Source organism: Arthrospiribacter ruber, assembly GCF_019343195.1.
In the GTDB taxonomy this organism is placed as follows: Bacteria; Bacteroidota; Bacteroidia; order Cytophagales; family Cyclobacteriaceae; genus Arthrospiribacter; species Arthrospiribacter ruber.
In genome coordinates, this window is record NZ_RPHB01000001.1 from 757184 (window position 1) to 770224 (window position 13041).

Below are 13041 nucleotides of genomic sequence, written 5' to 3' on the forward strand. Positions count from 1 at the left end.
CTCACTATGAAGAAAAGTCTTGTTCTGCTATTGATGCTGGGCATGGGACAGCAGATCTATGCCCAATCTAGCTTATATCAAACCAGTGAATTCAGGAAACTGGATGATCATTTCGAACTTTTTGATAAACACCTTTTCAGTGCCTCCAAATACGAATTTGAGGAAATGAAATATACTGTGGAAGAGTCTGAAGTAGCTCTCCTTTCGCAGTATTACCACGCCATTTCATCCATCAGGATAGACAATCCCGGAAGTACGGATCTGGTTTATGCATTTATCAGAGACCATCAAAACCATCCCAAAACCAATGAAGCCGCACATTTGCTGGGGAATTTCTTTTTTGATAACAGAAACTACCGGGAAGCCATCACCGCTTTCCAGAAAGTGAAAACAGAAAAGGTGTCTGATGTCCAAAGGTCTGAAGTAATTTTTAAGACCGGCTATGCTTTTTTTCAGTTGGGGGATTACCCGAGAGCTTTGCAATATTTCAATCAGGTAAAGGGACAAAGTGGAGAGTATTCTGCAGATGGCTTTTACTATGCCGGTTTTATTGCCATGACCCAGGCCAATTATGAACAGGCCTCTAGGGATTTCTCTGCGGCAGACAAATCACAGTTTTATTCCACGCGAGTACCTTACATGCTGGCAGGCATTTATTACAGGCAAGCGAAGTACGATGAATTGATCGCTTATGCCGAAAATGTACTTCAAAACAGGAAAAACCTGGACAGAAGGGAAGAAATTCACCTCTACCTGGCTGAAGCCTATTTTGAAAAAAGGAACTTTCAGAAGGCAGCAGAAAACTACGATGCTTTCGTCAATGCCAGAAAAGGAGACCTAAACAGGTCTCAGATTTACAAGGCAGGAATTTCCCAATTCGAAATAAACAATTTCCAAAGGGCAACAGATTACTTCAAGGTGTCCGCCGGTCAAAATGATGAAATCGGGCAGGTTTCCTCTTATTATCTGGGCCATGCTTATGTCAAGCTCAATAATCCACAGTTTGCTTCCAATAGCTTTTCTGCAGCCTATAAGAGCACAGCCAATCCTTCCATCAGTGAAGATGCCCTGATCAATTTTGCCAAGGTCAATTTGGAAAAAGGAAGCTTTCAGGATGCAGTAGCCGCATTGGACAATTACCTTGATACTTATCCAAACGGAAAGCATGCCCGTGAAGCGGAAACACTCTTGACCGATGCGCTGATCAATACGAATAATTACCTTAGGGCCATTGAGCATATTGAAAAAATGCCCAACAAATCCCAGCGGATCCGTGAAGCATACCAGAAAATCACTTTTTATCAAGGTATTGTATATTACCGGGACAACAGGCACGATATGGCTGCCTCTTATTTTGATAGGTCGATTGCCACTCCTGTGGACAAAAGTCTTGTCGTTCAGGCCTATTTCTGGAAAGGGGAGTCACTTTCTGCAAAAGGAGACCTTCCTGCAGCCATAAGGGCCTATGAAGCACTTCAGGCACAAAGACCCAATGCCAATGACCCTTTCCTGATCAAGTCTTACTATGGGCTCGGCTATGCTTATTTCAATACAGAGCAATATGCCAAAGCTGAAACACAGTTCAGAAACTATGTGGATAGAAAGCAGGGCAGCACAGATCCTGAAAATTATGATGAAGCCTTGATCCGATTAGGGGATGTATACTATGTGCAGAAGAAATTCTCTGAATCCCAAAACACTTTTCAAAGAGCCATCAGGGAGAATAACGATTACATTGATTATGCTTATTATAGGAGTGGGGTAGTATTCAATTTTCAGAATAGAAATGATGAGGCGATTCAGCAGATGAATATGCTCATCAATAATTACCCTAACAGCCTGCATTTGGAGGATGCCATTTTCCAAAAATCGCAGATCAATATGGAAGAAATGAGGTATGCCGATGCCAGAGATGGATTCGGCAGGCTGATCAGCTCCAGACCTAATAGCCCATTTGTACCTTTTGCTCTGGAAGGCAGGGCCGTAGCTAACTTTTCTATGCAGAATTACGGGGCGACTATTGATGATTACAAAAAGATCCTGGAAAATCATCCCAACTCCACCAATGCTGAAGCAGCACTTGTGGGTCTTCAGGAGGCTTTGGCAATCGAAGGCAGGTCTGCGGAATTTTCCCAATACCTCACTAGGTACAGAGGGGCCAACCCTGACAATAAAAGTCTCCAAAATCTGGAGTTTGAAGCAGCCAAGGCACTGTATTTTGATAACAACTGGCAGCAGGCGATCCAGGCATTTGAAAATTACATGAGAAACTACCCTCAGGCATCCAACAGGTCTGAAGCTATTTTCTTTGTAGCAGAATCCCACTACAGGGCAGGTAGAAAAGATCAGGCTTTGGAAAATTTCTACCGAATAGAAAGAGAGCGTGATTCCAATCAAAGAATAAGGGCAGTGCAGAGAATTGCTGCCATTGAGATGGAAAACAAAAATTATGGAAGGGCATTGCCATTCCTCAGGGAAGCTTCCAAAAATGCCAGAAATCAAATAGAGGAGTATGAAGCATTGAGGGGGCTTATGACCGCGCATTTCGAAACCGAAACTTATGATTCGGCTGCTCATTATGCGGACAGGGTAGTTAGCTTAGGCAATGTGACGGTGGATGCAGTTCCAGCGGCATTGCTAGTAAAAGGAAAGTCTAGGCTGAGAAAAGGAAATACCAGCGAGGCTGAGCAGATTTTCAAAGATTTGGTGAATCAGTACACTACTGTACATGGAGCTGAGGCTTTGTTCCTTATGGCTGAATTGCAAAACAAAGCGGGGCAGTACGAAAAGTCGAACGAAACCATCTTTGACCTTTCAGGACCATTTTCAGGATACGGGTACTGGTACGGGAGGGTATTCGTACTCCTGGCTGAAAACTACATTCAGCTTGGAGAAGACTTTCAGGCCAAGGCTACCTTGGAGTCCATTATTGCCAATTCCAATAATGAAGAAGTAGTTAAGCTTGCCAAAGAAAAATCAGATAAAATCAAATAATCATTCCTCTCATGAATTTTGCCGGAAAATACAAGACAGTGAAACTTTGGGCAGGGGTGATGCTTTGCACCATTGCTATGCCATCTATGGCCCAACAAGCAGGTGAGGTCAGAGATCAGGAGTTTGTCATCAGAAAAGACAGGGTACTGACTTTGCCACAGCAAACGAGGAGATTTGAAAGAACTCCAGTATTGCCCGTGCCTCAAAGCGATGGGAATTTCAATTACCTGGTCAACCCATACTTTCTGTCATTGGCTCCTGAGGTCATTGAACCTGAGGCAGCTCAAAAGCAATGGCCAAGAAAAAGGGAAGACCTTTATCCTGGTTTTGCAAGACTGGGTTTTGGGAACTACATCTCACCATTGTTTGAGGGAAGGTACAACAATTGGGAAGAGGGAGATTACAACTTTGGAGTCAAATTAAAGCATGAAGGCTTCTATACCGGTCCTGTAGAAGGTAGGAATTCCGGTGAGAACTTTACTGATGTAGGTGTGAACGGTACCCTTTTCAGGGATTTCTTTCAGGTATATGGAGGAGTGGATTATTACCGCCATAAATTTAACTTTTATGGGTATGATCCTGAAAACCCTCTTTTGGAAAATTTTATTCCCAATCAAAATGTCCTGAACACTTTTAAAATTAATGCCGGGATTCAGGATATTGAGAAAATGGAAGGATTCAACTACGATGTCAATCTTGGATTAAGGGCATTTAATGACAATTATGAAGCTGCTGAAACAGATTTTATGTTGAAAATAAAGTCAGGTTACTGGTTTGATAATGCCATTCAGACCGGAATTGATCTTGACCTCTCACTCACGCAGCCCAAAGATGTATTCTATTCCAATATCAACCGGAATTATTTCAAAGTAAATCCTTTTGTGGGATATCAGAATGAGAACCTAAAAGTCAGGGCTGGGGCCAATATTATTTTTGAAAATGATGTCACACCCAACAAAGAATCCGATTTCAAGGTGTTTCCTCAGATTTTGGGAGAATATTTTATTCAGGACGAATTTGGGATTTATGCAGGTTTCGAAGGAGACATTCACAGGCAAACTTACCAGGACTTTGTGATGGAAAACCCTTTCTTGGGACCGAGCACCGACCTATTTAATACCATTCAGAATTTCAATGCCAAGGCAGGTGTAAAAGGAACCTTGAATGATGAGCTTACTTATGAAGCGGGGATTTCTTATGGTAGGTTCACTAATATGCACTTCTTTGCCAATTCCCAGCTTGACACTACCCGTTTCAATTTGTTCTATGATGATGATACCCGCCTGCTGAATTACAGTGCCAAAGTCAGCTGGAATTATGAAGGCTGGTACAGACTTATTGGTAAGGCCAATTACTATTTTTACAACACTTCCACACTGGAAGCTGCCTTCCAAAGGCCTGAATGGGAATTGAGTATCAACAATAATTTTATACTCGACGAGAGATGGTTGCTTCAGTTTAATGCCAACTTGATGGGCGGAATAGTAGCAGGCATACATGATCCGGTGAGGCCATTGCCAGAGCTGGAATCAGGGGAGTTTAGGACAGAAACCTTACCTGCCATCATAGATTTACAGCTTAAAGCTGACTATAAGATCAATGATCAGTTCTCTGTTTTTGCAATCGGGAACAATCTTCTGAACAGAACCAATCAAAGGTTTTTGAATTATCCGGTAAGGGGGATTCAGGGAATAGTTGGACTTACCTATAAATTTGGCTATTGATAAAGAATTTGACCGCCCTGTATTTTCTATGGTTTGCCTTTTGCTTCATTTCTTTTAGCTTCGTAGGTTGAATGAAAATCCGGAACTATGTCGTCTCACGAAAAAGATAAAAATCAAGGTCCTGAGGACAAGGACTATGGCTTCCCATTTGTGGAAGTCACTCCCTTAGTTGAACCCCAAGCATCTTCCCAAGAAAAGGAGACTGTAGCGCCAGTTACCAAAGAGGATGAAAAATCAAGCCATATATCTGTAGATAAAGGACTTATAAAGCCAACCATCAACACCAGCAGGAAAGCAAAAAGACAATCTCCAGTATTATTTTCTTTGGTGCTGTTGATAGTGGTGATTTTGGGAGTCATGGCATATTTCTTGTATTATCAACCTACAGCTGAACAAAAGGTCAGCCAATCGAATACAGTGGCAGTAAGTGATCTGCCTGTTGCTGTAGAAGAAGAAAATACGGAGGAACCTCAGGCTATGGAAATGGAATCAGACCAAGATGAAATTGAAGTAGAAGCTGAGCCCCAGGAAGACATCCCTAATCCAAATATTAGCCCCGAAAGAAGTAACGCTACCGGTACCATTGAAACAGTCCAAGCTCCAGCGGAAAGGCCCGTATACCATATTATTGTGGGAAGCATGCCCAACGAGAGTTTGGCGAGGGAAGAAGCTGAAAAACTATTACAGAAAGGAAAAAACCTGTACCTACTTATGCCACATGGCGACACTAGAAATTACCGCTTGTCCATTGGAAGTTTTGGCACTTTCAGCAGCGCATCACAAGCTTTGGATGAAGCGAAAAAAGAATTTGACGACTCAATCTGGATTTTGAAATACTAATATGATAATCACACAAATCAGCACTGACGGCCAAATGATGGCCGACACCCTTTCTGTAATGGACAAAGCTCCTGAGAGCATAGGTTTGATGGACCTTATGATCAAAGGTGGCTACATGATGATCCCCTTGTACATTTTGTTTGTACTGGCGATTTTCATTTTTGTAGAAAAAGTAATCACACTGCGAAAGGCTTCAAAATCTCCCAAAAACCTGATGGATCAGGTAAAGATCCTTGTGCAGGCCGGAAAAATTGAGCAGGCCAAGATGTTGTGCCAACAGGAAGATACACCTGTGGTAAATATGATCGGAAAAGGACTGGAAAGGATCGGAAGCCCTTTGAAAAATATTGAAGTGTCTATCGAGAATGTAGGTAAAATAGAAATCTACAAACTGGAAAAAAACCTGGGTATCCTCGCAACTGTGGCCGGAGCTGCTCCAATGATCGGTTTCTTAGGAACAGTAGCCGGTATGATCAGGGCTTTTATCGGGGTGGCTCAAGAAGAAGGAATGGTCAGCCCCAAGCTGCTTTCAACAGGTATCTATGAAGCCATGATTACCACTGCTACAGGCCTTGTCGTAGGGATCATCGCATACTTAGGTTACAATTACCTCGTTACACAAGTATCCAAGCTTGTTCATAGTATGGAATATTCTTCCATCGAATTCATAGATTTACTTCAGGAAAAATAAACATGGGTTTACAATCAAAACATAAGGTAGATGCAGCATTCAGCATGTCTTCTATGACAGATATTATCTTTCTGTTGTTGATATTTTTCATGTTGACATCTTCATTTATCACTCCTTCAGGTTTGCCTGTCAATCTTCCTTCAAGTGAATCATCTGATATCGTTATGCAGGAAATTACCGTTACAGTAACTAAGGACCTTAAGTTTTCTGTCAATGATAAGATAATTCCAAGAGAGCAGGTCAAAACTGAATTGACCTCCTTACTTCAGAACAAAAAAGGTCAGGTAGTCCTCCATATCGATAAGGAAGTTCCAGTAGAACATCTTGTGGAAATCGGAGGAATAGCAGCAGGTCTTGAGGCCAATGTCACTATAGCGACAAAACCATACAAATAATGCATATCTGGGAAACAGACAGCCAAGAAGCAGCCAATAAAAGAAAAGCAGCAATCATCACCTTGATAGTCAATGTCTTGGTGTTGTTGGCGGTTTTTTTTATTGTAGTATGGAAAGAGCAGATTCCTCCGCTCCCCAAATATGGTATGGAGCTCAATTTGGGATTTTCTGATCTGGGAAGTGGAAACGTGCAGACCACCGCCCCCCCTTCGGAAACCCAGACACAAAATACAGAAGCACCGGCTCCCGGAGAGCAAGCTCCACGGCCGACAGAATCTTCTGTGCCCGTCACCCAACCAAAAACCGAAGCTGCAAAGCCTCAAACTGCTCCGGCAAAGCCTTCAGTCGAAGCACTTTCCAAAACCCCAAGTCCGGTAAAGGGTGCTGAGCAACCAAAACCTGCTCCCAAGGAACCCAGTCCAGCTAAGAGAGAGACGACACCTGTGACGCAACCTGCTACTTCTGAAGCAGAGAAAACTACTACAAAGGCAGAGGAAAAGCCTAAAATTGATCAAAGGGCTATTTTTGGTGCTGGAGGAACATCAGGCTCAGGCAATCAGCCTGCGCAGGGTTCTGCCCAAGGATCTTCCGATCAAAGGGGAGATGAAGGCAAACCTCAGGGTACCGTTGATGGCAGGGCAATTATGGGCTCTGGTTCAGGAGAGGGAAATCCCGGTCCTGCATCAGGATACAACCTTGAACTGGCAGGTTGGGACTTTGCTTCCAGACCCAATATCAGTGACAGGGTGTCAACCAGAAACGGGAGAATAGTTTTTAGAATTACGGTAGATGACAATGGAAGAATAGTGCAGGCAGTTCCTTTGGAATATAATGTGTCAAATGAAGTTTTGGCATATTACAGGACAGTTGTGAACCAGATCAATTTTAAGAGACAGGCTGGAGCGGCCACTGCGGATTATTCTCAGGGAAAAATCACCTTTATTATCAAAGTAGATTAAATGACCTACAAAGAAACGTTGGACTACCTGTTCAATGCTTTGCCTATGTTTCAGAGGGTGGGAGCTTCTGCTTTCAAAAAAGACCTCAGCAATACCCTGAAGCTTTGTGCACATTTAGGTAATCCCGAAAATGCTTTTCCTTCTGTACATGTGGCGGGTACTAATGGAAAAGGAAGTACTTCCCACGCTATTGCAGCGGTTTTGATGGAGGCCGGCTATAAGGTTGGGCTTTATACCTCACCACATCTGAAATCATTCACCGAAAGAATAAAAGTCAATGGTGAAGATATTCCTGAAGATGCTGTAGTAAGTTTCGTCGCAGAGAATAAATCTTTATTGGATGAGCTTCTCCCTAGTTTTTTTGAAATGACGGTTGGGATGGCTTTTTGGTATTTTGCTGATTGCAAAGTAGATATTGCAGTGGTAGAAGTAGGAATGGGAGGTAGGCTGGACAGTACCAATGTGTTAAGTCCCAAAGTTACTGTCATTACCAATATAGGCTGGGATCACATGCAATATTTGGGCAATACATTGCCGGAGATTGCAGGTGAAAAGGCGGGAATTATCAAAAGAAATACGCCTGTAGTCATCAGCCAAAAGCAGGCAGAAGTACAGCATGTTTTTTTGCAAAAGGCCCAGGAGCTTGAAGCTCCCCTCTATTTTGCGGAAGATGAATATGAAGTCGTTCCGGTCAAAAGTGAAGACTCCTCTACTTTTACGATCAGGAAAGGAGCATTGTCTTATTCCTTACAAATAGATTTGTTGGGCAATTACCAGAGGCTTAACCTACCGGGTATTCTTAAAACTCTTGATGTTTTAAATGACTCCGGATTTGGCATATCTCAGTCCCATGTGACAAAGGGTTTATTTCAGATCAGCAAACTGACAGGTCTAAAGGGCCGTTGGCAAATACTATCCGAAAATCCCAAAATCATCTGCGATACAGGTCATAACAAGGACGGGATCAAAATGCTGATAGAGCAAATTCAGCAAACTCCACATGACCGGCTTTTTGTAGTGCTAGGGATGGTAAATGACAAGGACGTCAACCAAGTCTTGAACCTCCTACCAAAGGAAGCAACGTACTTTTTTTGCGAAGCCAAAATTCCTAGAGCCATGGAAGCAGATAAATTATGCAGTCTGGCAACCCAACATGGCTTAAGCGGAGCAGTGGTCAAAGATGTGAATGCTGCCATTGAAATGGCCAAGAAAAATGCAGGGCCAAATGATTTGATTTTCATCGGAGGGAGTACCTTTGTGGTCGCTGAAATAAAGGAACTCTGATTATGGGCAGAAAGAAGCTGCAAAGGTTTAAGGAAAACGAAGAAAACCGAAACGTAGTCCAGGAAGGAAAAGAGATTTTTGAAAAGGTCAAAGGCCAGTGGAACAGCCTGCAATTTGATAATGACAGACCCCTTACAGTAGAACTGGCTTGTGGAAGGGGAGAATTCACTGTTGGATTGGCAAGACAATATCCAGAAAGGAATTTTATCGGTGTGGACATCAAAGGTTCACGTATCTGGAAAGGAAGCAGCATTGCTACAGAGGAAGGTCTGGAAAATGTGGCTTTTTTGCGCACACAGATACAAATGTTAGATAAGTTTTTTGATCAGGGGGAAATCTCTGAGCTTTGGATCACATTTCCGGATCCATTCCCAAGGGATGGAGATGAGAAAAGAAGACTTACCTCGTCCAGATTTCTGGATATGTATAAGCCGATGATAAGTGAAGGAGGAACGGTTCATTTTAAAACTGATAATACCGGTCTTTTTGATTTTACGCTTGAGGTATTAGGTCAACGTGAAGACGTGGATTTAATTTTTTCCACCCATGATTTTTATACTTCTGAGCTAAAAGATGAGCATCATGGGATCAAGACCCGCTATGAAAAAATATTCAGTGATAAAGGAGAGAAAATCAAGTACTTGAAATTTAGATTTAAAGTATAGTAAAGGGGCGGTTTCGCTCTTTTTTTGTAGCCAGAATTTTTACAAGATTGTTATGTACTCTGAAAGTAGGTGAGGATTGGCTAATATTTTTAAGATTGATATATTGTATCATTCCGCTTATAAAAGTGTGGGAGAAATTGAATCAGATTTTTGTGATATTTATTGGCAAAACTTACCCTCTACCTATTATGAAATACCTATCTGCCATATTGATTTGTATGTTTTTTGTCCAGGAAACTTATGCCCAGTTTCCTAAGGAAAAGTATGAGAAGGCGGCTTATTACCTGACCAATAACCTGGAAAAGGAAGTTTTTCACTTGGAAGTCAAACCCAATTGGGTCGAAAAGGGAAGCAAGTTTTGGCATGTGGCCCAGACAGCTGAAGGAAAGAGATTTTATCTGACTGATGTCCAAGATGCAAAGACCACACCTTTGTTTGACCACAGGAGGATGGCAGATTTACTTTCAGAGCAATCAGGAGAGGATGTTGATCCTGCTGATTTGCCATTTGATCGAATAAGGTGGCATGAAGGGAAAAAGATTGGATTTACGTGGAGGAACAGGGATTGGATATATGATTTAGAAGAGGGGAATCTTTCATTTGAGCAAAGTGATAGGAAGCAGAACGTTCAGGGCTTATCTCCGGATGGGCAATGGCGGGCCTACCAAAAAAATCATAACGTCTATGTGGAGGACCTCATCACTGGCGAACAAAGGCAGTTGAGCTTTGCGGGAAAGCAAGGTTTTGAATATGCTTCGGGTTATGGGTGGAGTGATTTGATCAAAGGAGAAAATGGTCCCAGACCGGAAAGGTTTTTTGTATCATGGTCTCCGGATTCCAAAAAGATCTTTACACATGTGGTGGACCTCCGTCTGGCAGAAAAAATGTTCCTGCTGGATTTCAGCCAAGAGGATAAATTCAGGCCTGATTTGTACGGTTATTATAGGGCTTCGCCTGGGGATTCCACAGTGGTGCAGCTGATTCCGGTGATTTTTGATGTAGAAGAAAAAAGTGAGCAACTTCTGAATTCCCTTAAGAGACCTAATTTTATGTCGGTGAACCTAAGGTGGCAAAAGGACAGTCAGCAGCTCCGTGGGATTTATTTGGAAAGGGGTTTTAAGAAGTTACATTTTCTGGAAGTCAGTTTGGATGGCTCATTGAGAGATTTGTTTACAGATGAGGAGGAGACTTTTGTGAATAGAGATGTTTTGTTTCATCAGTTTCAAAATGGTGATTTTATCATTTCTTCCGAAAAATCAGGGTGGAACCACCTGTACCATTATAACAGTACAGGAAGATTGATCAGACAGCTCACCAATGGAGAATTTGTGGTCAATAAAATCTCTGGTGTGGATGAAAAAAAACAATTGGTCTTTTTCGAAGCTTCTGGAAAAGAACAGGGCCGAAATCCTTATTACAATCATCTCTATGCTGTAAAGTTGGACGGAACCGGAGTGAAGTTACTTACTCCGGAAAATGCCTTTCATGAAATTGATCTGGCACCTGATTTCAAAAGCTTTTTGGACAACTACTCAAGGCCTGACGCTCCAACAGTATCTGCCTTACGCTCTACAAATGATGGGGATCTCATTAAGGAAGTATCAAGAGCAGACGTTTCCAATTTGCTTAACAGGGGATATAAGTTTCCGGACTCCTTCTCCGCCACAGCCAAAGATGGGAAGACAGAGATATACGGGCTTTATTTTGTCCCAAGTGATATTGACCCTGGCAAAAAATACCCGGTCATAGACTACACCTACACTGGACCCCATACCGCAGTAACTCCAAAAACTTTCAAATCTGCTCTATTTAACCATCCCCAGCAAATGGCGGAGTTGGGGTTTGTGGTAGTGATGGTAGACGGTCTGGGAACTGCCGGAAGGGGAAAGGCATTTCAGAACCATTCCTATAAAAATCTCGGAGACGGCACCTCGGATCATGTATTGGCCATTAAGCAACTTGCAGAGAATACCACGTTTATTGATTTGGAAAAAGTCGGGATTTATGGACATTCTGCCGGAGGATACGATGCAGCTAGAGCTATGCTGCTTCACCCTGATTTTTATAAAGTAGGGGTAAGCTCAGCAGCAGATCATGACCATAGGATGGAAAAAGCCTGGTGGCCGGAAATGTTTATGGGCTATCCAGTAGGTGACTTTTACCATGATCAGTCCAATGTGAGCAACGCCGCTAAGCTAGAGGGCAGACTTTTGATTGCACATGGTGCCATGGATGAGAATGTAAACCCTTCTGCATCCTACAAATTTGCCGAGGAGCTGATCAAGGCAGGCAAGGATTTCGATTTTTTCATATGGCCCAGCCGTGATCACAATTTCGGGAGACCCTATGGAGATTATTTTACCAAAAAGCGATGGGATTATTTTATTGAGCACCTGATGGGAGAACAGCCTCTGAGGAATTACCTCCCTGAAGGTTTGAAATAGGCATTTCCATTACATAATCATCCATCACAAACCCATTTCCAATGTCAATAAGCTCTGCCCGTGCCTGGTAGAAGCCTAACCTAAGGTAAAAAGCTATTGCTTTGCTGTTGAACCGGTTCACATTCAGGTAAATATGTGATTGCTGATTTTTGAGTGCCATTTCTTTGACCTCTTCTATCATTTTTTTGCCATATCCTTTTCCTTGAGTTTCCTGCAAAAAGTAGATTTTGTGGATCTTTGTTTTGTTGTCTTTGCAGTTGACCTCATAAGAGCAGTATCCTATGGCTTTTTGATTTTCCTCTGCCAATAGAAATTTGTGATTTCTTGCCTGGATCTGCGATTGTAAGGCCTCCATACTGTACATCCAGTCCATCATAAAATCTATCTGTGAAGGGGTCAGCACGTCTGCAAAAGTTTTGGGCCAAACGTCCAGCGCTACATCTCTTACCAGATGAAGTTCATCCAAACCTATGCTTCTAATTTTCATTTTCAATCCGTTTAGCGAATTTAGTCAAAATCCATAAATCAAATCCAAAAATGAATTCACAATTGGGAATGACGTCTCATTTGTATAGCTTCGTTTTTACAATGGTCATGAATGGGCACAATGCATATTAGAGAAAAAATAAAATCCGCATTTTTGGATACAGAATTGGATTTTCAGGCAAGCCGAAGTTCCGGTCCAGGTGGTCAAAATGTAAACAAAGTCAATTCCAAAGTTACATTGAGGTTTTCAGTAAACGATTCTACGCTTCTTACTCAAGAAGAAAAGGAAATAATTGCCAATAAACTTGCCCATAAAATCACCAATGAGGGGGAGTTGGTGATCCAAGTAGATGAAAAAAGGTCTCAATTGAAAAATAAAGAGATTGCCAAGAGAAGATTTTACGATTTTTTGAAGGAAGCTTTTCGCCAGAAGAAAATCCGAAAAGCCACAAGACCCAGCAAAGCGGTCAAAGAAAAGCGTTTGAAATCAAAAAAAATCCAGTCTGAAAAGAAAAAGAACCGAAAGGTTGATTGGTAGTTTTTTCGAAGGAGTTTAATA

At 42.1% G+C, this 13041-nt stretch carries 11 protein-coding genes; 10 read left to right on the forward strand and 1 reads right to left on the reverse strand.

The features are described 5' to 3' along the window. Nucleotides 1–6: 6 nt before the first annotated feature. From EGN73_RS02930 to EGN73_RS02970, 9 genes are all read left to right on the forward strand, one after another. A complete protein-coding gene (locus tag EGN73_RS02930; RefSeq protein ID WP_219286919.1) occupies nucleotides 7–2994 on the forward strand; it encodes a tetratricopeptide repeat protein in 2988 nt (995 codons plus the stop codon). A gap of 11 nt (nucleotides 2995–3005) precedes the next feature. Then, nucleotides 3006–4718 (forward strand): TonB-dependent receptor, encoded by a 1713-nt coding sequence (locus tag EGN73_RS02935; RefSeq protein ID WP_219286921.1) that lies wholly within the window; start codon nucleotides 3006–3008, stop codon nucleotides 4716–4718. An 87-nt stretch (nucleotides 4719–4805) separates the two neighbouring features. Further along, nucleotides 4806–5558, forward strand: a complete 753-nt coding sequence (locus EGN73_RS02940; RefSeq protein ID WP_219286922.1) for an SPOR domain-containing protein — start codon at nucleotides 4806–4808, stop codon at nucleotides 5556–5558. A 58-nt stretch (nucleotides 5559–5616) separates the two neighbouring features. After that, nucleotides 5617–6249 carry a MotA/TolQ/ExbB proton channel family protein gene (locus EGN73_RS02945; protein ID WP_425515017.1) on the forward strand — a complete coding sequence of 211 codons (633 nt, stop codon included), beginning with the start codon at nucleotides 5617–5619 and terminating at the stop codon, nucleotides 6247–6249. Between the two features lie 2 nt (nucleotides 6250–6251). Then, nucleotides 6252–6644 (forward strand): ExbD/TolR family protein, encoded by a 393-nt coding sequence (locus EGN73_RS02950; protein ID WP_219286924.1) that lies wholly within the window; start codon nucleotides 6252–6254, stop codon nucleotides 6642–6644. After that, nucleotides 6644–7603 carry an energy transducer TonB gene (locus tag EGN73_RS02955; RefSeq protein WP_219286925.1) on the forward strand — a complete coding sequence of 320 codons (960 nt, stop codon included), beginning with the start codon at nucleotides 6644–6646 and terminating at the stop codon, nucleotides 7601–7603. The genes EGN73_RS02950 and EGN73_RS02955 overlap by 1 nt, the downstream gene beginning before the upstream one ends. After that, nucleotides 7604–8887, forward strand: a complete 1284-nt coding sequence (locus EGN73_RS02960) for a bifunctional folylpolyglutamate synthase/dihydrofolate synthase (RefSeq protein ID WP_219286927.1) — start codon at nucleotides 7604–7606, stop codon at nucleotides 8885–8887. 2 nt (nucleotides 8888–8889) lie between these two features. Further along, the gene (trmB, locus tag EGN73_RS02965; protein WP_219286928.1) at nucleotides 8890–9552 is read left to right on the forward strand and encodes a tRNA (guanosine(46)-N7)-methyltransferase TrmB; all 663 of its coding nucleotides are present in this window, start codon (nucleotides 8890–8892) and stop codon (nucleotides 9550–9552) included. 188 nt (nucleotides 9553–9740) lie between these two features. Then, entirely contained in the window at nucleotides 9741–11996 is a 2256-nt protein-coding gene (locus EGN73_RS02970; RefSeq protein ID WP_219286929.1) for a S9 family peptidase, read from the forward strand. Here the strand turns inward: EGN73_RS02970 and EGN73_RS02975 are convergent. Further along, a complete protein-coding gene (locus EGN73_RS02975) occupies nucleotides 11935–12483 on the reverse strand; it encodes a GNAT family N-acetyltransferase (RefSeq protein WP_219286930.1) in 549 nt (182 codons plus the stop codon). The genes EGN73_RS02970 and EGN73_RS02975 overlap by 62 nt on opposite strands. A 120-nt stretch (nucleotides 12484–12603) precedes the next feature. On the opposite strand from EGN73_RS02975, the gene arfB reads away from it, so the two are divergent. After that, nucleotides 12604–13020 carry an alternative ribosome rescue aminoacyl-tRNA hydrolase ArfB gene (arfB, locus tag EGN73_RS02980; RefSeq protein WP_219286931.1) on the forward strand — a complete coding sequence of 139 codons (417 nt, stop codon included), beginning with the start codon at nucleotides 12604–12606 and terminating at the stop codon, nucleotides 13018–13020. Nucleotides 13021–13041 lie beyond the last annotated feature (21 nt).

Bases quoted from the DNA above. Each gene is read 5' to 3' on its own strand.
- EGN73_RS02930 (WP_219286919.1), top strand. From the start codon at position 7: ATGAAGAAAAGTCTTGTTCTGCTATTGATGCTGGGCATGGGACAGCAG.
- EGN73_RS02935 (WP_219286921.1), top strand. From the start codon at position 3,006: ATGAATTTTGCCGGAAAATACAAGACAGTGAAACTTTGGGCAGGGGTG.
- EGN73_RS02940 (WP_219286922.1), top strand. From the start codon at position 4,806: ATGTCGTCTCACGAAAAAGATAAAAATCAAGGTCCTGAGGACAAGGAC.
- EGN73_RS02945 (WP_425515017.1), top strand. From the start codon at position 5,617: ATGGACAAAGCTCCTGAGAGCATAGGTTTGATGGACCTTATGATCAAA.
- EGN73_RS02950 (WP_219286924.1), top strand. From the start codon at position 6,252: ATGGGTTTACAATCAAAACATAAGGTAGATGCAGCATTCAGCATGTCT.
- EGN73_RS02955 (WP_219286925.1), top strand. From the start codon at position 6,644: ATGCATATCTGGGAAACAGACAGCCAAGAAGCAGCCAATAAAAGAAAA.
- EGN73_RS02960 (WP_219286927.1), top strand. From the start codon at position 7,604: ATGACCTACAAAGAAACGTTGGACTACCTGTTCAATGCTTTGCCTATG.
- trmB (WP_219286928.1), top strand. From the start codon at position 8,890: ATGGGCAGAAAGAAGCTGCAAAGGTTTAAGGAAAACGAAGAAAACCGA.
- EGN73_RS02970 (WP_219286929.1), top strand. From the start codon at position 9,741: ATGAAATACCTATCTGCCATATTGATTTGTATGTTTTTTGTCCAGGAA.
- EGN73_RS02975 (WP_219286930.1), bottom strand. From the start codon at position 12,483: ATGAAAATTAGAAGCATAGGTTTGGATGAACTTCATCTGGTAAGAGAT.
- arfB (WP_219286931.1), top strand. From the start codon at position 12,604: ATGCATATTAGAGAAAAAATAAAATCCGCATTTTTGGATACAGAATTG.